Annotated in this window: 18 protein-coding genes, 1 tRNA gene and 1 pseudogene; 7 read left to right on the forward strand and 13 right to left on the reverse strand. The window is 43.0% G+C overall.

Annotated elements, in window-relative coordinates; genetic code table 11:
* From HMPREF1551_RS10555 to HMPREF1551_RS10575, 5 genes and pseudogenes are all read left to right on the forward strand, one after another.
* Positions 1–419, forward strand: a pseudogene (locus HMPREF1551_RS10555) (SH3 domain-containing protein); the annotation flags it as partial.
* Position 420: 1 nt separating this feature from the next.
* Complete coding sequence (locus tag HMPREF1551_RS10560; protein WP_021629130.1) at positions 421–1,188, forward strand: hypothetical protein; 768 nt, start codon at positions 421–423, stop codon at positions 1,186–1,188.
* 15 nt (positions 1,189–1,203) lie between these two features.
* Positions 1,204–1,539, forward strand: coding sequence for a hypothetical protein (locus HMPREF1551_RS10565; protein WP_021629131.1), 336 nt, complete (start codon positions 1,204–1,206; stop codon positions 1,537–1,539).
* On the forward strand, positions 1,536–1,727 hold the full coding sequence (locus HMPREF1551_RS10570; RefSeq protein ID WP_021629132.1) for a hypothetical protein: 192 nt from the start codon (positions 1,536–1,538) through the stop codon (positions 1,725–1,727). The genes HMPREF1551_RS10565 and HMPREF1551_RS10570 overlap by 4 nt, the downstream gene beginning before the upstream one ends.
* On the forward strand, positions 1,724–2,794 hold the full coding sequence (locus HMPREF1551_RS10575; protein WP_021629133.1) for a DUF3810 domain-containing protein: 1,071 nt from the start codon (positions 1,724–1,726) through the stop codon (positions 2,792–2,794). Before HMPREF1551_RS10570 ends, HMPREF1551_RS10575 begins: the two co-directional genes overlap by 4 nt.
* A gap of 11 nt (positions 2,795–2,805) precedes the next feature.
* Here HMPREF1551_RS10575 and HMPREF1551_RS10580 read toward each other — a convergent pair whose 3' ends face one another.
* The 4 genes from HMPREF1551_RS10580 to HMPREF1551_RS10595 form a co-directional block, all read right to left on the reverse strand.
* Positions 2,806–3,420 carry a deoxynucleoside kinase gene (locus HMPREF1551_RS10580; protein ID WP_021629134.1) on the reverse strand — a complete coding sequence of 205 codons (615 nt, stop codon included), beginning with the start codon at positions 3,418–3,420 and terminating at the stop codon, positions 2,806–2,808.
* Positions 3,421–3,424: 4 nt separating this feature from the next.
* Positions 3,425–3,904 carry an Lrp/AsnC family transcriptional regulator gene (locus tag HMPREF1551_RS10585; protein ID WP_021629135.1) on the reverse strand — a complete coding sequence of 160 codons (480 nt, stop codon included), beginning with the start codon at positions 3,902–3,904 and terminating at the stop codon, positions 3,425–3,427.
* 40 nt (positions 3,905–3,944) lie between these two features.
* Positions 3,945–9,386 (reverse strand): alpha-2-macroglobulin family protein, encoded by a 5,442-nt coding sequence (locus HMPREF1551_RS10590; RefSeq protein ID WP_021629136.1) that lies wholly within the window; start codon positions 9,384–9,386, stop codon positions 3,945–3,947.
* A 183-nt stretch (positions 9,387–9,569) separates the two neighbouring features.
* Positions 9,570–9,971, reverse strand: coding sequence for a DUF4293 family protein (locus HMPREF1551_RS10595; RefSeq protein WP_021629137.1), 402 nt, complete (start codon positions 9,969–9,971; stop codon positions 9,570–9,572).
* A 272-nt stretch (positions 9,972–10,243) separates the two neighbouring features.
* Here HMPREF1551_RS10595 and rho point away from each other — a divergent pair, with 272 nt between their 5' ends.
* Positions 10,244–12,046: a transcription termination factor Rho gene (rho, locus tag HMPREF1551_RS10600; protein ID WP_021629139.1), complete on the forward strand. Its 1,803-nt coding sequence runs from the start codon at positions 10,244–10,246 to the stop codon at positions 12,044–12,046.
* Between the two features lie 44 nt (positions 12,047–12,090).
* On the opposite strand, the gene HMPREF1551_RS10605 is transcribed toward rho, so the two are convergent.
* Positions 12,091–12,534 (reverse strand): PepSY-like domain-containing protein, encoded by a 444-nt coding sequence (locus tag HMPREF1551_RS10605; protein ID WP_021629140.1) that lies wholly within the window; start codon positions 12,532–12,534, stop codon positions 12,091–12,093.
* A 311-nt stretch (positions 12,535–12,845) separates the two neighbouring features.
* Positions 12,846–13,373 (reverse strand): PepSY-like domain-containing protein, encoded by a 528-nt coding sequence (locus tag HMPREF1551_RS10610; RefSeq protein WP_034544632.1) that lies wholly within the window; start codon positions 13,371–13,373, stop codon positions 12,846–12,848.
* A gap of 108 nt (positions 13,374–13,481) precedes the next feature.
* On the opposite strand from HMPREF1551_RS10610, the gene HMPREF1551_RS10615 reads away from it, so the two are divergent.
* A complete protein-coding gene (locus HMPREF1551_RS10615; protein WP_021629142.1) occupies positions 13,482–14,282 on the forward strand; it encodes a hypothetical protein in 801 nt (266 codons plus the stop codon).
* Between the two features lie 62 nt (positions 14,283–14,344).
* On the opposite strand, the gene fbaA is transcribed toward HMPREF1551_RS10615, so the two are convergent.
* From fbaA to truB, 7 genes are all read right to left on the reverse strand, one after another.
* Complete coding sequence (gene fbaA, locus HMPREF1551_RS10620) at positions 14,345–15,412, reverse strand: class II fructose-bisphosphate aldolase (RefSeq protein WP_034544633.1); 1,068 nt, start codon at positions 15,410–15,412, stop codon at positions 14,345–14,347.
* Between the two features lie 68 nt (positions 15,413–15,480).
* Positions 15,481–17,808, reverse strand: a complete 2,328-nt coding sequence (locus HMPREF1551_RS10625; protein ID WP_021629144.1) for a hypothetical protein — start codon at positions 17,806–17,808, stop codon at positions 15,481–15,483.
* Between the two features lie 98 nt (positions 17,809–17,906).
* Positions 17,907–18,028 (reverse strand) — tRNA-OTHER (locus tag HMPREF1551_RS13720).
* 106 nt (positions 18,029–18,134) lie between these two features.
* Positions 18,135–18,956: a 2,3,4,5-tetrahydropyridine-2,6-dicarboxylate N-succinyltransferase gene (locus HMPREF1551_RS10630; protein ID WP_021629146.1), complete on the reverse strand. Its 822-nt coding sequence runs from the start codon at positions 18,954–18,956 to the stop codon at positions 18,135–18,137.
* Positions 18,957–19,032: 76 nt separating this feature from the next.
* The gene (locus tag HMPREF1551_RS10635; RefSeq protein WP_021629147.1) at positions 19,033–19,578 is read right to left on the reverse strand and encodes a GNAT family N-acetyltransferase; all 546 of its coding nucleotides are present in this window, start codon (positions 19,576–19,578) and stop codon (positions 19,033–19,035) included.
* Positions 19,575–20,336: an energy transducer TonB gene (locus HMPREF1551_RS10640; RefSeq protein ID WP_021629148.1), complete on the reverse strand. Its 762-nt coding sequence runs from the start codon at positions 20,334–20,336 to the stop codon at positions 19,575–19,577. Before HMPREF1551_RS10640 ends, HMPREF1551_RS10635 begins: the two co-directional genes overlap by 4 nt.
* Positions 20,314–21,027, reverse strand: a complete 714-nt coding sequence (gene truB / locus HMPREF1551_RS10645) for a tRNA pseudouridine(55) synthase TruB (protein ID WP_021629149.1) — start codon at positions 21,025–21,027, stop codon at positions 20,314–20,316. The genes HMPREF1551_RS10640 and truB overlap by 23 nt, the downstream gene beginning before the upstream one ends.
* Between the last annotated feature and the right edge of the window lie 5 nt (positions 21,028–21,032).

The raw sequence follows: 21,032 nt of genomic DNA on the forward strand, positions 1-21,032 counted from the left end.
AAGGTAAAGAGCAAGGCAATAGTATTACTATTGCTGGTAAAGGTATCAGTGTAACCCTTACCAAACAGCCATTTGACAAAACTAAGCATAAGATTACCAAGAAAAAATATAAATATTATGAGGAGTTAATCATTGATGGTAAGAGAGCTCAAGGTACGGACACCTCCTTTATACCTGAAGACCATTACAAGAGTATCATTGTAACTATCAACGGCAAAAATGTATCTATCCCTAAAAGTGCTTATGATGATTTGTACGAAGTAGCTATGTATACTGATAATAATGCGGTATATTATGACAAAGAGGAAGATACAATTTACATTATTGCCCATAATGGTAGTGGTGCCAACGCTTACGAAGTATGTTGGCAAGTAGTAAAAGGAGAGTATAAAACCCGTATAGTGGGAGATCCGTTCTGATATGGAAAAACAAGTACATTTTATTCCTTTCAATATAGAGGATAAATTTCCTTTTCGGTTGGAGTTTATTGAAAAGACAGTTTTCAAAAATACCTATTTTCAGATAACTTACTTAAAGTTTAAGGGGCGAATAAATACCCCTGATGAGCAACAATTATTGGGCTACTTTATAGAAAAGAATTTAGATGAAAACGCTAAAGCAGTATGTCGCATTTTAGATTTTACAGAATTGATTTTCAACACTGTTCCTAATATAAGAGAGGAAGTGATTATCTCACTTCAAAAAGTATTTTCCAATCCTTTTACAAGCAAACTGGATGCTATCAATTTTTTCCAAGAAAAGAACATCAAAAAGTTTCCCAATGCCTCATATAAGCATTATGAGCAATTGCCTAAAATGGAAAGATTAGAACGAGATAGCCAGCTAAGCAAAGTAACAATAGAAACATTGCTATCTGAAAATAATACTATTGGAATGCTTAAGCTCATAGGTATTTATCCTTATAAAGGAAGTTTAGAGGCTAATTATATTCAGAACAGTATAGATATATTTGTAGAACTGACTTCTATACAAGCACTTATAGTAGATATTACCGATTTCAGTTTAGAATATGATTGGGATAACGATTTGTATGACTTAAAACCTACCCATCCTAAATATGATCATATACCCATCTATTATTTGGATAAAGAAAAACGTGATTTTATGTCAGAACACAATAATATGATCCTCAATCTAAATGAAATTAATGGATTATACGAATTTTGAAAAGAAATTACAGAAATGAATACTATAACAGACCTCACAACTATTTGTGCCATACTTAAAGAATTCAAAGCGGATAGTGTTCTTCTGACTCAGTATGCTCCTACATTTAAGAGAGTAGTGCTGTACCTTACAGAAAAGGACACAACAGCAACCTTATATCTTATAGTCATAGGGAGTAAATATATACAAGGAAATTTCAGCTGGCACAATCCTTCTTTTGAGATTACCTATAATGAAATAACCCAAGAAAGCCTTATTGAAGATAAGGCAAATGGGTTTTGTCTTATCTGTGATGGAGGGATTATACTTGTAGAAAGTACTAAAGGAAGTAATTTTGAAATTATACAATGAAACAATGTATTTGTAACCAGTTAACAGATATTGTAGAGGGGGAATCAATCAAAAACTTTCAAAGCAAAATAGCTTATAAAGAGATAGCTTTAGAAGTTATGGGGATTTCTTATGCCAAAGGAGGAGACTATTGCTCAGAAACAATTAAGAGTTTTGCGGAAGGTTATTTGAAAACAGTTGAAATATGAAAAAAATCCTCACAACTTATGGAAAGCTCCTTTATATAGGGCTATTTGTAGTATTGTATGGGGTTTTCCGCTATGAGCCAACACTTACTGAGCAGTGGTATAGTATAGGGCTTTATCCCTATATAGGCAGAACAGTACGTTTTTTGCTCGGTTGGCTTCCTTTTTCTGTGGGAGATGTGCTCTATACAATACTTCCCTTGGGGGCGGTGTACTATATTGTTAGGTATTTTAAGCAGCTACGTAAGACTCCTCTTCGTTTCCTTAGGAAAGTAGGGGAGGGACTTGTTCTAGTGGTGAGCTTGTTTTATTTCCTTTGGGGGTTCAACTATTATAGGCAACCCTTATCAGTACAATTGGGTTGGGATTTTTCTTATACCGAGGCAGAACTAGAGCAGGCAACCCAAAGACTTATCAAGGAGGCCAATGCCTTACACGAACAATTAGAACCCTCAGCATCACAGGCGGCGAAGATGCCTTTTACTCCAGCAGAGGTGTATGAGAGGATACCTCAGGGATATAGGGTGCTTTCGTATAAGTTTCCCAGATTTGAGCTCTATACTCCTAGTCTCAAATCGTCTTTGTATAGTAAAGTGCTTACCTATATGGGGTATAGTGGCTATCTGAATCCTTTTACAGGAGAGGCGCAGGTCAATGCCTTGGCTACTCATTATAGCTTTCCAGTAACAGCAGCCCATGAGGTGGCACACCAATTGGGCTATGCCTCGGAAAAGGAAGCCAATTTTATTGGTTTTTTGGCTACTTATCACCATAAGGAAGCGTATTTTAGGTATAGTGCTACTCTTTTTGCCTTGCGCTATTGTATGAAGGAGGTAAGAGCACTATCTACAGAGCAGCATGATGCCTATAAGGCACAACTACGCGTAGGTATTTTAGAAAACTATACAGAGGCTTATCGCTTTTGGACACAGTATGAAAACCCTATGGAAGCGGTTTTCAAGCAAAGTTATGATACTTTCCTAAAGGCCAATGCCCAAGAAGGAGGCATACAGAATTATGATTATGTAACGGGAATGCTTATCTACTACCTCACTCATATAGACAGATGAAAAAGAGGACTTTAGAAAAGTCCGTGTATAGTGGTATTTATACGTTGGATAACTTCTCCTAAGTCCTCTTGGTTTTGTACAAAATCTACCTTATCTACATCTACAATCAGGAGCTTTCCCTTATTGTAACTACCAATCCAATCTTCGTAGCGCTCATTGAGCTTACTGAGGTAGTCTATAGAAATACTACTTTCGTATTCACGACCTCTTTTTTGAATCTGATTGACCAAATTGGCAATAGAACTCCTTAGGTAAATAAGCAAATCGGGGGGCTGTACGAAGCCTTCCATTAGTTCGAAAAGGGCGCGATAATTGCGAAAATCTCTTTCGGCCATCAGTCCCATAGCATGCAGGTTGGGGGCAAAGATATAGGCATCCTCATAGATGGTTCTATCCTGAATGAAATTCTTCTTGCTTTGGCGAATATCAATAATTTGACGGAAGCGACTATTGAGGAAAAATACCTGTAGGTTGAAGCTCCATCGCTCCATATTGGCATAGAAATCGTCCAAATATGGGTTGTCCGATACATCTTCGTAATGAGCCACCCACTTGTAATGCTTGGCAAGTAGGGCGGTCAAGGTGGTCTTGCCCGCCCCTATATTTCCTGCTATAGCAAAGTGCATACGATTAATTATTTTCGTCCAATATACACTTGATCATGGAAGTATTTTTGATACTTTGGATGGTGAAAGCACTCTGAATATTGGAGATAATATCCAATTTGGAGATCTTATGTACCACAAAGTTCTGATAGTCCTTCATGTCTCTTAGAATCAGTTTCAGCAGAAAGTCATATGGGCCGGCCATGTAGTAGGCTTCTTGTACTTCGTCCAGGCTGCGGACATATTCTTCAAACTTTTCGAAAAGGGTTTCTTGGTGGCGGACAAGCTTCACCTGGCAATAAGCCACTAAGGTCTTGCCTAAGGCATCGGGATTGACTACCGCCACATAGTTCTGAATCACATTGAGGGCTTCGAGCTTTTTGATACGCTCATGTACAGGCGTTATTGAAAGGTTGACTTTCTTAGCCAACTCTTTTACAGATTGTTTGCTATCTCTTTGTAATTCATCTAACAGAATCAAATCAATTTGGTCAAATGTTATCATATTTATGTATTTGTCGGCAAAGATACGACTTTATAGTTAATTATTCTACTTTTATCCATTCTCCCTTGTTACGGGTATTGTATTTGTTGCTATACATAGCCTCGGCATGGGTACCGGGTAGGTAATAGCTTCCTTTGTAGGAGGCGTTGAGCTTGAGGGTGAATTTCTTAGTTTCTCCAGCGGAGAGGTCGAAATAGATATAGGCTCTGTCGTCTCGAATATCGGCATAATCCCATCGGCTACTATCGGTATCATAGTCGGTATATCGGGTATTGACAATCTCCCAACCGGAGGGGACATATTGGGTCAGGGCTACATTGGAGATCCTACTCTGTGTGGTATTGGTAACCGAGATAGTGCAGGCGAACTGGGTACCTTGTGGGAGGGAAGCTACCGAAAGGGCTCCTCCCTTATTGGTATAAGAGGTGCTGATCTTCAGTCCATTCTCCTGAACCAGTTCCTTGCCTACAGGTAGGATACCACTGCTGATGACCCTGGCGTAGAGGGTCACCCCGGACTTGTTCTGTAGGGAGAGCTTGTGATTTCCTACAGAGGCGGCAAGAGCCTTAGAGGCATAGCCACTTTCGCTGCTCGATAGGGTACCTTGGTCTTTTGCTAACTGGTAGGAGAGGTTCCAGCTCTTACCGGTCTTGTTCTTGGCCACATAGCGCGCCATCGCATAGAGGCTGTAGGCGGTCGTCTGGGTGCTGAGCCACTCGGAGGAGGAGAGCTTATCGGAGAGCTCCAAGGCTAAGTCAGCAGCCAAATCCGCTTTGCCTAATAGGAGGGCGGTTTCCAGTCCCATGGCTTTATTGCGAAGGGGGGAGCCATAGTTGTGATAGTCATCTTCCTGAGCATCGAGCTTCACCTTGCTGAATAAGGTTTCGGCTACTTTCTTCTGACCAGCTAAGGCATAGGCAGCCGCCAAGCGTGCCCGTGCCGCATTGCTTACCATGGAGGAGGACATCTCCCTGAGCCTATTCATGGAGGCTATATCGGCACTATTGGCCAAGGCCAAGGTATAGAGGCGATAAGCCTGCTGGAAAGTAGAGTACTGCCCATCGAATACCCAATTGCGTGCCATCATCTTCTGATAACTAAGCCATTTGGCCTTGCTACCTGCTGGCAAGGAGAAGCCACGTTTTTCGGCTTCTATATAGAACTGACCTATGTAGGAAGTCGCCCACTCATCGGCATAGTCGGAGCCTTGCCAATAGGAGAAACCTCCGTTGGGTAGCTGATTTTCGGAGAGCTTGCGTATGGTGGCGCTTACATTCTGCTGTACTTCCATTTGTTGCTTGGTGGAAAGCTTCTCAAAATCAGCCAAATACAACTGAGGGAAGCCCTTGGAGGTCAGCTGTTCCGCACAGCCATGAGGATAGTCGATCAGGTATTTCAAACGCTGGGCAAGGTTTACCCCAGGGAAGGAGGAGACCTCTAAGACACTGTTAGGGGTGCCTTTTTCTCCGAATGCTTCAAATTCAATAGCTTGAGAGGCGTTGGGTTGTAGTACCACACGCTTTACCTGATAGGTCTTAGGATTGGGGTTGTACACATCCATTTCTACCTCATAGGAGGATTTCTCTCCTGCCGAGATAGCCTCTACCGTCACCTTACCGATACCGGTTTCATTGACCTTGAGGGAGAAATAAGCCATCTTCTCAGCGGGTTCGCTAAAGGAGAGTTGCTGCTGTGCTTGGCTGGATAGGGCAAATTTCTCATTCGTTTTCACCCGAACAGTAACATTTTTCACCTGTTTTTCATTGGCAAAGACGGTAACCGGTAGGGTGATGGTTTCCCCTGGTACGGCTTTTCTGGGTAGGGAAGCCAGTACCATTACCGGACTTGTAATGGTGGTGGTTTTCTCTGCACTACCGAAGGCATTTTCTTTGACATTGGAGGCTACTACCATCACACGGGCTGAGCCTATGTAGTTGGGGATGTCTATCTGATGGCTTTGGCTTCCTCCCTTGAGGAAGAAAGGCCCTTTTACGATGGTCAGCGGCTTGAAGCGGTTGGCTTTTTTAGCCTTGCCGACCCCTAAGTCTTCGTCACCCCCTATGCTAAATATCTGATTGATAGTACCTCCGAAAGCACCGATGACATGGGTATAGATATCCCAAGTCTTGACACCCAAGGCGGTTTTGGCAAAGAAGGTATTCCAAGGGTTGGGGGTCTTGAATCGGGTAAGGTCGAGCAATCCGTCCTCCACAATAGCCAAGGAATAACTCATCGGTTTGCCGGATTTTTCTCTAACCTTGATAGTCACTTGTTTTTCAGGGCGCAACACCTCGGGCATTTCTATAACGGGTTCCAGCTTCGTCTTGGGGTTGTATACCGAGATAGGCGCGATACCATAGAGGCGAATAGGCGCATCGTTTTGGGTCTGGGCATGGGGCTGCAAGAGCGTCACATACAGATAGGCATTGGGTGCCATTTCAGCAGTGACAGGTACCTCATAGCTGGTTTTTCCTTTTTGGGTATTGACCCAATAGGTGGAAAGCACCTTGCTACCATTCTCCACTGAGATCAGCGCACGACCATTGGCATCAGAGGGGAAGGAGACGGTTGCCTTTTCCCCGACCTTATAGTCTTTCTTATTGGTGGAGAGCATGAGCATGGTTGCCTCGGTACCGGCTTCATCACTATAGTCTCCCAAGGAGTAGAAGCGGGCACCAATACCAGCCTCATGATGGCTTTGCATATCTTCAACTAAGAGGAAGTAACGACCAGAGGAGGTTCCATCTACAAAGATATTGAAGGAAGCACGTCCATCGCCCCCTGTGGTGGCCTCTTCAGTGAAGGCTAAGGTCTTGGAGGAGGAGGAGTTATAATTGGAAATGTTATAGTCGGAAACATCCCACCACCAGTTATCATCGATTTTATAAGCATAGAGCTTCACCCTGTGACCTCCTAGAGGCTTTCCTCTTTCGGAGAGTACCACAGTTTGGAACTTGATATTTTGGCTGGTCTCATAATAATAATCCTCATTCGGTGCCTTAATCCCTACATAGGAGGCGAAGGGAGAGAAGGTTGCTGAGGTTACATCGGTACTGAAGTCACCCCCTTGCTCATTGGCTTGGGTAAGGAGGTTGATTTTCAGCATTTGGGTAGCATCCTTCAGTTCTTTGGGCAAGAAGAAGAACGAGGTTTTTCCTTGCTCATCAGTACTTCCGCTGAATATGGATAGCTCCTCAGAGGAGAAGCCAAAGGAGGTATTGTGGAAGGTATAGCTCTCATACCCCTTGAAAGGTTGGGTCTTGGGATAGAGCTTGCCTGTGATGTCTACCTTGATATTGCCTGCGGGCACTCCCTGTAGCCAATCCACTTGTAGGAAGGCGTTTTCTCCTTCGCTGGAAATCAATTTTTCCGAAAGACTATTGTTGATTTTCAATCGGTTGGGTTTGATGGTCTCTACCTTGATCGTTTTGGAATAAGTACTATTGCCTACTACAATTTGACATGTCCAATTACCGGTAAGGGCATTGGGATCGGTCTTGAGATGGAATAAGTAATGATTCTCGGGGGTTGAGGTCTTGACCAACTGTTGTACGACCTTCCCATTGGGGTCGGAGAAGGTGAGCTTGATAGGGAGATTTTCGGGGAGCTTATTGGCAAAATCATTGAAGATAAAGCCTACCGAGATCTCGTCTCCAGGGCGCCATACACCACGTTCAGTATAGATATAGCCATTACGTCCTTTATCAAGTTCTAAGCCATCTACCTCGTATTTGCTTACCGATAGGGAAGAACCGTCGTCTATCTTAGCATAGGTGTTGTTCTTATCCTTTCGGGCAATGGCAAAATAGGCACGTTTGGTAGTGGTAACAAAGGCTTTTCCTTGGTTATCGGTGGTAGCCTCGGCGATTTTTTGTTGTTGATAGTCATAGAGTTCTACCTTAGCACCACTTACCGGATCGGTAGTAAGGATATTATTGACCAAGGTGGTATACTCATTATTGGCTCCTCGCTTGACAATCATTCCCAAATCGGTAGCCAAGATATTGGTCTCTACAGCCCTATTGTAATAGAAGCTACTCTTGCAGGGGTCATCTCTTTCATCCCAGTTATAGTCATAATAGTCGTAGTCATCGTAATCACTATCACTCTCTTCAGCTATAGCCAAGTTCTCTTCCTTGATAGGGGTTTTGTCATCATTGCAATTGATTGCATATTCCTGCTTGAAATCTATTTTGATGCGATAGATAGCCCCAGGCTCTGGAGAGATGAGCTTGGAAAGATCGATGGCATGGGTACTCCATTTGGAAAGGGCTGTCTTTCCTGCGGCTTGGATAGGTAATACCTTACGAGCGATGGTAGCTCCCACACGGCGTAGGTTATAGGAACCATTGAGGTTATTGTCCTGCAAGAATTGCAGAATGTTGTTCTGATAGATTTTCATCACGCTCACCTCCACAGCCCTAAGGTTGATGGTCTGGAAGTTCACCTTTAAGTTTTGGGAGCTAGGCAGTATGGTACCGTTGCGGACAAAGCGTACTTCGGGCTTGATAGGATCGAAAGTTAGCTTACCGCTATAGTCATGGGTCATACGCTCCCCATATTGGCTTCGGATACCTTGGAAGACTCCTATGGTGAGTTCTTTCTCGAAGTTCTCATCGGCATAGAGCTTGAGGGTATTGCCGGAGAAGGTATAGCGGAGGTCTCCCTCATAACCACTCACTGCGATAAGGCCACGAAGGTCTTGGCTCTTGTCCAAGGGAGCAGAGAATACGATGCTGAAAGAGTTATACTCGCCCTCATTCTGAAGTAGTTGTACCACACCGAATTGGTCGTTGGAGGGAATAGTCAGGGAGCTTTCGCCCTGGCTTTCGATATCATAGTCGCTTCCGTCCCAGCTAACACGGAGGGTCTGGGGCTCCTTGGGGGAGTAGATACTATCTACGATAAAGGCGATGCGGGTGCTGCGCTCCGAGCCTTGGGGCTTGATACGAAAACGCTTTCCATCCATAGAAGCCGTAATTAGCTCCGGCAATAGCGCCGGATCGATATTGTCGCTGGCCTCCACATAACCATTGAGAAAATAATAATCTCGGTTATAGGACTGTAAGTCACGGAGATTGACCTCAAAAAGGAGACTTTGGGTACGTACATGGAAAACAAACGCTTTTAAGTCCTTTTTCACCTCAAAGAGTTTGTCCAAATGGAAGATAACGCCATACTCCTTATTGTGCTCCAAGCTCTTAGAAGGGTTGAAGCGAAGCAAGTTTCCTTCAAAGACAACCGAACCTTCCACTTTTTCTGAGAACTCGAAGAGCTGGGAGGGGTCTATATCTTTGATTTTGTCCTCATCAGGAGCTTCGGTGAGTACCACCTCTATAGGCCCATCGGCGGAAATAGTTCCTGCACTGAAGCCAGTGATATACTCCCGAAATAGGGCAGGGTCGCTATCCTTCAGTCCACTTTGCTTGGAACAGCCTACCAGTAGCAGCAGTGCTGATAAATAATAAAAAATGTTCCTCATAATTCTATTTTTGTAAGTGATTAAAATTCACCATTCAGTACTGCAAATGTACATATAAATTTGTAATTATACAAGCGTTATCTTAAAAAATTATAGAAAAAAATTCTTGAGATTGGGAAAGTGCTATAAAAAAAGCTACCCTATAGCGTATAGGATAGCTTTTACACACAAAGTTACTTGGTACTAACGTAGTCGGTCTGCTGATTTTACCAATTCTTCGTCCCTGCGGATGGCGCGATTGGCCAAGAACAAAAATACGATAGAAATGAATGGAACTACGAGCTGAACACCTTTCTCAGAAAACGAATTTTCTCCAGATGATTGTAGCACCCTCCACGAAAATACACCCAGTAAAATAAGGTTACTCAATATGTTGAATCTGTTCAAAACAAATTGATGTTGTCGATGTTGTTTTTTTAGTTGATGTTGTTCTTTTAAAAATACTATAACTATAGCAGCTATGGATAATAAGCAACTTGTAAGAAAAAGTAATAAAGATATCCAATCTCTAAAGCTATAAAAAAAAGCAATTCCACTTATAATGCTCACTATCAGCATGTAAACGGTCTGAATACGTTGGATCATGTTATTGAATTATTCGAGGGCAAAGGTAATAAAAAAATTTTTTATGAAAAAATGTTTTTCCTTAAAAAAAATGTGTATCTTTGCCATCTCAAAGCAAGTCTTTGAAAATTAAGGTAGTCTCCTTGTCGCTACCGCTGCTATTCTCAAAACATTCCCAACTATAATTTTCTCTAAAATCTCTTTCTGAAAAAGAAAATAAGTACCTATCCTATTTAAGGGGCTTATATGCAATATCTTTCTAAATAAAACTCATATCAACTTATACAGAATATATGTTTGAAATTTCCGATCTAAAGGAGAAGAAACTTCCTGACTTGCAAGAGATTGCACAGTCTTTAGGAATGAAAAAGTTCAAAACGCTTAAAAAAGAAGAACTTATCTATCGTATTATTGACTTCCAAGCCGAAAATCCTGCTTCTATACTATCTCCTCAAGTAGCTAATACTCAGGAGGAAAAAAAGGAAAAAACCACAGGACAGGCCAAGAAGAAGGAAGCGCGTCCCCAAAAAGAAAATAACAAAAAAGACTCCCAACCCAAGGAGAATAAGCCAGTTGCTGTAGAAAATAAGGATGCTTCACCGAAGACTACAGGGAAAACACCTGAGCAACCCTCCAAAGAAAACAAAGGGAAATATCCTCAAAATCAAAAGACTAATAAGGAAAAGAAATCGAATAATTTTCCTAAGCAAGAGCGCAAAGATGGGGAGACTCCTGCGCTGGTTGCCAAGAAAGGAGAAGCTCCTACTTCAGTGAAAGCAACTTCAGGGGAGAGTGCGCCTCAGCAGCCCAATCACTTGGCTTCTCAACAGCAAAATACACCTCAGCAGCCCACTGCTTCCCAGCCCAATATCCTTTCCCAGCCTAATAATACAGCACCTAATCACAATAATACCCCTAAGGTTACCATTGAGAATTTCGATAAGGAAAAGAAAAACCGCTATCGCTCTCCCGACTTTGAGTTTGAGGGGATTGTAGAGTGCGAAGGGGTCTTCGAGATGGTCGCTGATGGCTATGGCTTCCTCCGCTCTTCGGATTTCAACTATTTGGCCTCTCCGGATGATATCTATGTTTCTCCCTCCCAGATTCGCCTTTTTGGCTTGCGTACAGGAGATACCGTATTGGGTACCGTGCGACCTCCTAAGGAAGGAGAAAAGTACTATCCTCTGATTAAGGTATTGAAAATCAATGGTTGTGACCCCCAATCGGTAAGAGATAGGGTGACTTTTGATAACCTAACTCCGATATTCCCCAATGAAAAATTTAATCTGTCAGGACGTAGAAGTTCTATCTCTACCCGTATCATTGATCTTTTTGCACCTATAGGAAAAGGACAGCGCGGGATGATTGTCGCCCAGCCTAAAACCGGGAAAACGAGCTTGCTCAAAGATATTGCCAACGCTATATCCGATAACCACCCCGAGGTGTACCTGATGGTACTGCTTATTGACGAACGTCCTGAGGAGGTGACTGATATGCAGCGCAGTGTGCGCGGGGAGATTATCTCCTCTACCTTTGATAAGGAGGCTACCGAACATGTCAAAATAGCCAATATTGTATTGGAAAAAGCCAAGCGCTTGGTAGAGTGTGGCCACGATGTGGTCATCCTCTTGGATTCCATTACCCGCCTGGCACGTGCCTACAATACTGTACAGCCTACCTCCGGAAAAGTGCTAACAGGTGGTTTGGATGCCAATGCCCTGCATAGGCCGAAGCGTTTCTTCGGGGCGGCTCGTAATATAGAAAACGGAGGCTCCCTCTCCATTATCGCTACTGCTCTTACTGATACTGGTTCCAAGATGGACGATGTCATCTTCGAAGAGTTCAAGGGTACTGGTAACATGGAATTGCAGCTCGACCGACGTATTGCCAACAAGCGTATCTTCCCTGCTATTGATTTGGTAAACTCTTCTACCCGCCGTGATGACCTCTTGCAAGATGAAAAGACCCTCCAGCGTATATGGATTGCTCGCAAGTACCTATCCGATATGAACTTGGTGGAAGCAATGGAATTCATCCATGACAGAGTGAAGAAAACAAGAGACAATGAGGAGTTCCTTATGAGTATGAACGAATAACAAAAATCGGGAGAAAGCTCCCGATTTTTGTTCTTTTTGAATAGTTAGTCGTCTATACGTAAGAATTTGCCATTTTTGTCAAATTCTAAGTCAGTACCTCCGGTGAGTTCCACCTCGTAGCCATAGCGTTTTTTAGAAATTTTCTTGATGTTGTTGCCGCTGAATTGTTGGCTTACATACTGGGAAATACTTCCAGGGATAATCTTGGCAGGAATTTGAGTACCACGAGCTTTGACCTCTTTCCAATCTCCATTGGAGTAGAACTCAATTTCAGTACCATTGTTTAGCACCACAGTGTAATCCTCCACAACGAGTAGTTCAGTATCTTTCCATACGGAAGCTACATCGTTCTGAGAAAAATGAGTTTTTACAAAGGTTTGCGCCTTCTGTGGCAACTCGCTGAACTGGATTTGCATGTCTTTAGCTGTAGCAAAATTCACGGCGAAAAGTACGGTAACTACCGTCGCGATTTTTCTGAACACGTTCATAAAAATAATTTTATATAGTTTTATGTGGCAAAAATAAAATATATATTTGAAAAAAAATCAGAATAGAAAGCTATTTTTTTTGTAAATTTGCAGTCCTAAATAACAACGATGAAAATGTACTTTATTATAGAGAGGATGAAAATACACTCCAGCGTATGTGGATTGCTCGTAAGTACCTATCCGATATGAATATAGTGGAGGCTATGGGCTTATCCAAGATGGAATAAAGAAAACAAAGGACAATGAAGAGTTCCTTATGAGTATGAATGAATAAAAAAATCGGGATGTACTCCCGATTTTTTTATTTTTGATTAGTCGTCTATACGTAGGAATTTTCCGTTTCGGCTAAATTCTAAATAAGTTCCTCCAATGAGTTCTACTTCGTATCCATTGCGTTCTTTACTGATTTTCTTAATAGGATGACCACTGTAATTCTGGCTTACATATTGGGCAATCCCATTAGGAATAATCTTTGCAGGAATTTCAGAACCTCTTGATTTTTTTATTTCTTTCCATTCTCCATTAGGAAGGAATTCTACTTTGGTTCCATTGCTTAGAGCTACTGTATAATCCTCTACACGAAGCATTTCTATTTCTATGTCTTTCCATACTGAAGCGACTTCTTCTTTAGGGAAATGGGTTTTTACAAAACTCTGAGCCTTGGCAGGAAGTTCGTCAAAAGTGATTTGTACATCATCTTTAGGGGAATAGGCTTTTACAATACCCTCATCCTTGGCAGGAAGTTTGTCAAAAGTGATTTGTACATCATCCTGTGCCATAGCAGCCTGCAAGGCAAAAAGAGCAGTAACTACGGTTACCATTTTTCTAAATCTGTTCATAAAAATAATTTTATATAGTTTTATGCAGCAAAGATAAAACATATAATTGAAAAAAAAATCAGAATAGAAAGCTATTTTTTTGTAAATTTGCAGTTCTAAATAACAACGATGAAAATACACTTTATTACAGAGGGAGAACCTTTCTTGCAATCCCTTGTAGCAGCACTATCGTCTGTGCATGAGGTTTCAGTAAGTACTTCAGGGGAAACACTCACTCCAAATATAGAAGCAGTAGTGGTGGCAGAGGGTATCTCAACTACACATCCACAATGGCAAAAGGCACAGGAGCTCCAATTGCCTATTTATTCTTATGGAGCTTTTCTCTATGAATTGCATAAGATGAAAACTAGAGTAGTCATCTCTGGTACTCAAGGAAGAAATATCATAGCGGCAATGGTATTGCATACCATGGACTATTTGTCAAGGGAGATAGATTATTTTTTAGAATCGCCCATAGGGAACACTCCTAGTTGTAAGTATTCTTCTGAGGCGGAATTTGTACTTATTGAGGGTAATGATACTCCCACACAGATAGAACAAGTGCCTATATTTCAGCTTTATCGTCCAACTCTTGCACTGATTAGCCATATAGAGGAAGATAAGCAGCAGATGTATGCCGATTTTATAAATACCATTACCAAAGGGGGAATATTGTTGTATAACGACGAAGATACAGCCCTTAAAGCTGTGGTAGAAAGTACAGAAAACCAATTGCGCCTGATGCCCTATGGGACAGCTCCACATCAGGTCAGTGGAGGCACTACTTACCTGGTTACCCCTGAGGGTGAAATGCCCCTAATGATTTCAGGCAAGGAGCATATGAATTACCTATCAGGCGCCAAATGGCTCTGCCAAAATCTCGGTATAGACGAACAAGATTTCTATGAAGCAATAGAGACTTTTCAGTAAAGGGCAAAAAAATAAAAAAGCACTACCTTTCGGGCAGTGCTTTTTCTTATGAATGTAGCGTTTTATAAAGTATTCACATTGTTAAGGTCTTCGAAGGCTTTCTTTACACGTGCAATGAAAGTCTTTTCGCCTTCTCTAAGCCATACACGAGGGTCATAGTGCTTTTTGTTAGGGACATCAGCTCCTTCAGGGTTGCCTATTTGGCCTTGGAGATAGTCGGCTTTTTGCTTCATATAGTCACGTACGCCTTCGGTGAAGGCATATTGGAGGTCAGTATCTATATTCATCTTCACCACACCATAGCTGATGGCTTCTCGGATTTCCTCAAGGGTAGAGCCGGAACCTCCATGGAATACAAAGTCAATAGTGTTGTGAGCTACATTGTATTTCTTAGAAATATACTCTTGTGAGTTTCTTAGGATCTTAGGGGTAAGTTTCACATTACCTGGCTTGTATACTCCATGTACATTACCGAAAGCCGCTGCAATGGTAAATTGTGGGCTTACCTTGAGCAATTGTTCGTAAGCATAGGCTACATCCTCAGGCTGGGTGTAGAGGCGGGATTCGTCCGCATCGGAATTATCCACCCCATCTTCTTCCCCTCCAGTGATACCGAGTTCTATCTCAAGAGTCATTCCCATTTTGCTCATTCGCTCGAGGTATTTCTTACAGATTTCGATATTTTCTTTGAGTGGTTCCTCAGAAAGGTCTATCATATGAGAGCTGAAAAGGGGTTTACCAGTAGCCTTGAAGTGTTCTTCAGAGGCATCCAAAAGTCCATCAATCCAAGGGAGTAACTTCTTGGCACAGTGATCGGTATGTAGGATAACAGTAACTCCGTAGGCTTCGGCCAACTGGTGTACTTGTTTCGCTCCTACAATAGCTCCTAAGATAGCCGCCTTTTGACCTTCGTTAGAAAGGCCTTTACCAGCCATAAATTGGGCTCCTCCGTTGGAGAATTGGATAATTACAGGGGCTTTCATCGCAGCGGCAGCTTCTAATACGCCATTGATACTGTTGGAACTGATGACATTGGTAGCAGGAAGGGCAAAACCTTTTTGCTTTGCATATTGGAAAATCTCTTGTACTTCTTTTCCTACTGCAACTCCGGGTTTGATGTTGTGATTCATGGTATTATCTTTAAAATTTGCCACAAATGTAATGTTTTTTCTCCAAACCATAAAATATATTTGGAAAATTATTTAAAAAATAACTCACTCACCTTTCCTTGTCCCGCCCACTGCATATCATAGACCTCGTCGGCAAGGACGGGATCCGTTTCTATTTGTAGACCTTGGGCTTTGGCTTTGAGTTTTAGTAGTTTTCCGATAGTGAGCTTGCTATTGAGTTTCTCTAAGAGCGTTTTTACGCCACTTATAGAAAGTGTTTGCACTACTTGTCCTTGGAAAGGGAGTTCCATCCAGATAATTTCCTTAGCCTCTACGTCCAACACCCCAAAGAGTAGCCCCTTCTGCAAGGGCTGGGTGATACGCACCTGATGAATCACCGCGGAAGGGTCATAAGCAACCCCTGTGCGTTCGGATACTTTCATCTTATGCTTGCTATCCATCCAACCTACTACTAAGTTAGGCGACAAAGCACCATTGGAATACGCATTGCAGACAAAGGTTACATATCTGGCCTTATGCTGACGCAAGGTATTGACATCAATATTGATATACTCGGCCGTACCTACTTTGTCAGGAATACTGCGAATATCGCCACTATGCTGGCAACCTAAGGTGGTAAGTCGTCCAAAAGAGCAAGTATCCGTCCTATCCTGATAGACAATACGGCAGGACAAGTCCATATCGAGATGCTGAGCAGGTAGGTCTTTTCCCCATTGCATAAAAAGGCGTATCTCATTACCCTCTAATGGGAAACGAGTTCCCATAAGGGTCGCGTTGAAGTCATGTACATTATGGCTTCTATCCCCTATAGGTAAAGGAATATGATAGAGTTGTGGGTCTATATAGATAAAATGGTGCTCATTTTCCTCCTTAGCGAACTGATGCTGTATTGTCCATAAGCAAAGATCTTCTATCTTAGCCTTCATCTCAGCCAATTGCGCCTCATTATAGCTCTCTATAACTAAAGGATGCTTAGGAATTTCTACTCGAGTTCCCAAAATAGTCTGTACACTACGCTTTCCCTCCTTGCTGAAGTACAAATCGGCATACATATTCAGGGTAAAGAGTAGGCGAGTAGGTACTTGGTCTATGATTTCCTTGAAGGCATCGAGCGTCTCGTCGGCTCCCAGCCAAAGCATACAAGCAAAGAGAGAGCGGGCAAAGACCCCAGGGCGCTGTTTGAGTAGGGAAAAAGCCTTTTCGCTATCCATATTCAGGTAAGCGGCATTTAGCTCGGCTTGCCATACACTATAACGCTCGTTATAGAAGACATCTAAGAGGGTACCGAGCTTTTCAAAGCCCTTCTTCTTGCTGTATTCTGCCAAGCGCAAGGCACGAATAAAGCGCACCCACATCTCACGCTTAGGGTGCATGATCTCACACGCCTTTTCTGCCGAAAGCGGTAAGACATTGAGCCAACGTGCCACCCTGGCACATTCTTGGCGGGAGTACTTGAGCTTGAGTTCTTTTTGCGCCCTTTCTTTGGCAGAGAGGTGTTTGTCTAAAGATTTGGTAATATGGCTGTAATTCTTAGATTCTTTCTTGATGATTGTCTTGGGCTCTACAATTTGTAAAAAGCTGGTTTTCTTATACCACAAATAGCGCAATATATCAGTAGGAGAGCTAAAACAAGCTCCTGCCTCGGCCTCCTTAGCCTGAGCAATATAGCTATCTACTACTAAGACAAGTGTCTCCTTCATACCAATACGAGTCCCAGCAGCCACCGAGAAATAAGGTAACAGCAGCTTAAGGGAATCGGCCTGAGTGGCATCCAAGGCTGTTTTGGAGCTTAATAGGTTTTGGAAAAAGGTATTGGCCTCCGCCTCACGCCAAAGGTCGAGAATTTTGAGTTTGCTACCTTGTCCTTGATATTCTATTTCTCCCAATTCAAAAGGGGTACCACAGAAAGGACAACCATTGTAGCGCCACAGTGGGAAAGTACCATAAGGAATATAGTGTCCACAGGCTAAAAAACGTTCTTGCTTAGGGATATCATAGTCCTTGTAGCTTTCATCTTCTTTTTCATAGTAATAATAATCTTCATAAAACTCATTGTCATATTTGATCAGCTCTGGATTTTGATTGAAAAAAGCAGTGATAAGATGATCTATGTAACTTTCCCCTGTAGGGACTTCCCAGTTTTTGATAAGGGGCGCCCAGTTGAGTTTCACATGAAGTACCTCCTTTATCACCTTGACAACTGTTTGGCGGTATTCATTGGTAGTACCATTGATAGCATGCAAAAGGTCTTCAGTAACCCCAAAGCCATATTGGCGTAGGGCAGCTATCAATTCCAAGGTACCTGGCTGTATAGCTCTTTGTGAAACCATAGAATCAGGGACAAATAAAGCGTTTTGTCTTAGAGCAACTTTCAGTAGGGCGGTTATCTTTTCCATAGCATTATACAATAAAAAAAAGAAAGGTAATCACAGAAGTAAATCTTAACCTAAAAGAGAGAAGTAACTTCTGTTTGACCTTTCTTAGTTGTTTTTTGTAGGACAGACGGGACTCGAACCCGCAACCAGGGAGTTAGAAGCTCAGAAGTAAATGGTAATTGACCTGCTAAAAGAGTATAATCTCACCATTACCTGCTCTACCCAATTGAGCTACTGTCCTATGTTAATCTCTCTTTCTGGGTGCAAAATTACAACCCTGCTGCGCAATGTTTTTGCGTAGCTATAGAAAAAGATAGAGATTAATAAAAATATAACATTGTTATGATTTATACCGCTACATTAAAATCCCTAAGTGCTTCGTTAAGTGAAGTTTTTAGGTCGGTAGAGGCTTTGCGTTGCCCGATAATAAGAGCGCAGGGCACTTGGTAGGCACCTGCTGGGAATTGCTTGGTATAGCTCCCTGGAATCACCACGGAGCGGGCAGGGACATAGCCCTTGTATTCTACAGGTTTTTCGCCTGTTACATCTATGATCTTGGTGGAGGCAGTCAGCACCACATTAGCGCCTAAGACCGCTTCTTTCTCTACACGTACCCCTTCTACTATGATGGAGCGAGAGCCTAAGAAGGCGCCATCTTCTATGATAACAGGGGCTGCTTGTAGGGGTTCCAATACGCCACCGATACCTACCCCTCCGCTGATGTGTACATTTTTACCTACTTGGGCACAACTTCCTACCGTAGCCCAGGTGTCTACCATAGTACCGCTATCCACATAGGCACCAATATTCACATAAGAAGGCATCAATACCACTCCTGGAGCTAAATAGGCGCCACGGCGCGCGGTAGCAGGAGGGACTACCCGTACCCCCTTGTCCTCATAGTTATGTTTGAGAGGGATCTTGTCATAGTATTCGAAGATACCCACTTCTTTGGTTTCCATTTTGCGGAAAGGAAAGTATAGGATGACTGCTTTTTTGACCCATTCATGCACTTGCCAACCCTGTTCGGTGGGGGTAGCTACTCGTAATTCGCCACGGTCAAGTAGGTCTATAGTGGCATCTATAGCGTTCATAGTGGCTTCGTCGGAAAGCAAGCGGCGGTTTTCCCACGCAGTCTCTACTTTCTCTTGTAAATCTTTTATATTCATAAGATGACTTATTTCTTATCTGCAAAGATAGTGAAAATAATGGTAAATAATAAATGTTTAATGATTAATTAACGCCTTAAGACTGGTATATCAGGTGCTTGTAGGGAGCTCCAGCGAGCATCTTCATGTCGGCATATACAAAGCCCATGCGCAGGTAGAGCTTTTCGGCTTGGGGGTTGTCCATGGAGACTAATAGCCCTATGGTCTCTCCTTTGAGCTGTTCCTTGAGGTGGAGTAGTAGGGAGGAGCCGATACCTTTGCCTTGCACCTTGGGGGAGACACTGAGGGTATCTATATAATACTCTCCGGCTTGGGTCTCTTTCTCCAAACGGACGTCATGTCCGTAAGAGGTTTTGACAAAGTCAAATACCGCCTCGGAGAGAGGTGCTATATGGGCACCATTGTAATAGACTAGTGAACCGAGAATTTGTGACTCTTTTTCATAGACTAAAGTATTCTGATACGAATACTGGTTGTTCTCCTGAATAAAGAGCCTTTCCAAAAAGCGGATGGCTTCTTGGGAATCTTCTTGTTTGATCAGTTTGAAAACAATTTCAGACATGGCCTGAAACATAAGGGGAGCCACGAAGGGGGCATCCGAGGGGGTGGCGGTACGTATCATTGGAATAGGTAAGTAATAGTTCCGACTTGTTTGTTTTTGTCGCTCCTATCAAAGCGTGCCTTGCGTGCGTAATGGATGGCATTATCAATCAGGCAACCGTTAGCCGTGGTAGAAGCACTTTTGTTATAGGAGGCATCGGTGACGTACCCTTGGCCATCCACGGTGATATTGACAACCACCTTGCCGGATTCCTCACAGGTATAGATGGGGTTGGGCAGTTCGGTGATAGCCTCTCTGTCACTTAGGTAATAAGAAATCAGGGTGCGCTTGTTGGCTCTTTTTTGGTCGTTGGCAAGGGGTTTGTATTTTTCTAATTCCTTGAAGGACATGCCATCGTTCACTTTGTAGGGTTCCACCTTTGCCTTAGAATCACCTATACCTTCTTCTGTTTGGGGGGCTTCAGAGGTTTGGGCTTGTTGTGCCTTCTGTTCGGCCAAAAGCTCATCCAAGCTTTTGAGCGCTTCGGTATGCTGGATACGCTTATCGGCTTGGTTATAGGCTTGGGTGGTAATAGGGGAATTGTTGGTTACGAGGGGCTCCTCCGTATTTTCTACCTTCTTTTCTTCCTCTAAGAGCTTGGCTACTTCCTCGGCAGGGGGGATTTCAAGCCAAATTTCCTCAGGGGTGTTTCTGACTTTTATGATGATGAAGCAAACCAACATAGAGAGCATGATGACTAAGGTAATGACAAAAGCCCTTTCCTTACCGGTCATACTTAGGGCGGATAGCTCGCGTTTAAAGAATTGTTTTAGGGTCATCTAAGGTATGGTTTAAGAATTGCTGTACAAATGCCTCTGGGGCATAGGCCTCTGCCACGGAGTGGGTGCCTATTTGGGTACGCCTTAGCGAAGTTAGGTGGGCACCACTGCCTAAGGCCTTACCAATATCATGGGCTAAGGAACGGATATAGGTACCCTTGCTACAATGTACCCTGAAGCTCAGCTCTTTTTCGGCTGTGCGCTCCAGCGCCAATTCATGGATGGTAATGGCTCTTAGGGGTACCTCAGTGGTCTCTCCCTTGCGAGCCAACTCATAGAGGCGCTTTCCGTTTTTCTTAATAGCTGAAAATAGGGGAGGGGCTTGGGTGAGTTCGCCTATAAATTGTCGCTTTACCTCCTCGATGAGGACATCGGTAATATGTTCGGTAGGGAAGTAGGCATCGACCTCTGTTTCCAGGTCGTAAGAGGGGGTGGTAGCTCCCAATTCAATGGTACCGGTATATACCTTGGGGGCATCCTGTATTTGAGGGATTTGCTTGGTATATTTCCCAGTACAGAGGATGAGCAGGCCGGTGGCCAAGGGATCAAGGGTGCCAGCATGGCCTATCTTGAACTTCTTGAGGCGATATTTCTTCATAATAGCCCACTTGAGCTTATTGACCGCTTGGAACGAACTCCAGTGTAGGGGCTTGTCTATCAGTATGATTGTGCCTTCTATAAGCGATTGCATAAATG

Origin of the sequence: Capnocytophaga sp. oral taxon 863 str. F0517, from assembly GCF_000466425.1 — a bacterium.
Lineage (GTDB): Bacteria > Bacteroidota > Bacteroidia > Flavobacteriales > Flavobacteriaceae > Capnocytophaga.

Coding starts and splice junctions, on each gene's coding strand:
- truB (WP_021629149.1), bottom strand. CDS start 21,027: ATGCAATCGCTTATAGAAGGCACAATCATACTGATAGACAAGCCCCTA.
- HMPREF1551_RS10605 (WP_021629140.1), bottom strand. CDS start 12,534: ATGAACGTGTTCAGAAAAATCGCGACGGTAGTTACCGTACTTTTCGCC.
- HMPREF1551_RS10640 (WP_021629148.1), bottom strand. CDS start 20,336: ATGACCCTAAAACAATTCTTTAAACGCGAGCTATCCGCCCTAAGTATG.
- HMPREF1551_RS10625 (WP_021629144.1), bottom strand. CDS start 17,808: ATGGAAAAGATAACCGCCCTACTGAAAGTTGCTCTAAGACAAAACGCT.
- HMPREF1551_RS10560 (WP_021629130.1), top strand. CDS start 421: ATGGAAAAACAAGTACATTTTATTCCTTTCAATATAGAGGATAAATTT.
- rho (WP_021629139.1), top strand. CDS start 10,244: ATGTTTGAAATTTCCGATCTAAAGGAGAAGAAACTTCCTGACTTGCAA.
- fbaA (WP_034544633.1), bottom strand. CDS start 15,412: ATGAATCACAACATCAAACCCGGAGTTGCAGTAGGAAAAGAAGTACAA.
- HMPREF1551_RS10610 (WP_034544632.1), bottom strand. CDS start 13,373: ATGAACAGATTTAGAAAAATGGTAACCGTAGTTACTGCTCTTTTTGCC.
- HMPREF1551_RS10595 (WP_021629137.1), bottom strand. CDS start 9,971: ATGATCCAACGTATTCAGACCGTTTACATGCTGATAGTGAGCATTATA.
- HMPREF1551_RS10630 (WP_021629146.1), bottom strand. CDS start 18,956: ATGAATATAAAAGATTTACAAGAGAAAGTAGAGACTGCGTGGGAAAAC.
- HMPREF1551_RS10565 (WP_021629131.1), top strand. CDS start 1,204: ATGAATACTATAACAGACCTCACAACTATTTGTGCCATACTTAAAGAA.
- HMPREF1551_RS10635 (WP_021629147.1), bottom strand. CDS start 19,578: ATGATACGTACCGCCACCCCCTCGGATGCCCCCTTCGTGGCTCCCCTT.
- HMPREF1551_RS10615 (WP_021629142.1), top strand. CDS start 13,482: ATGAAAATACACTTTATTACAGAGGGAGAACCTTTCTTGCAATCCCTT.
- HMPREF1551_RS10575 (WP_021629133.1), top strand. CDS start 1,724: ATGAAAAAAATCCTCACAACTTATGGAAAGCTCCTTTATATAGGGCTA.
- HMPREF1551_RS10580 (WP_021629134.1), bottom strand. CDS start 3,420: ATGCACTTTGCTATAGCAGGAAATATAGGGGCGGGCAAGACCACCTTG.
- HMPREF1551_RS10570 (WP_021629132.1), top strand. CDS start 1,536: ATGAAACAATGTATTTGTAACCAGTTAACAGATATTGTAGAGGGGGAA.
- HMPREF1551_RS10590 (WP_021629136.1), bottom strand. CDS start 9,386: ATGAGGAACATTTTTTATTATTTATCAGCACTGCTGCTACTGGTAGGC.
- HMPREF1551_RS10585 (WP_021629135.1), bottom strand. CDS start 3,904: ATGATAACATTTGACCAAATTGATTTGATTCTGTTAGATGAATTACAA.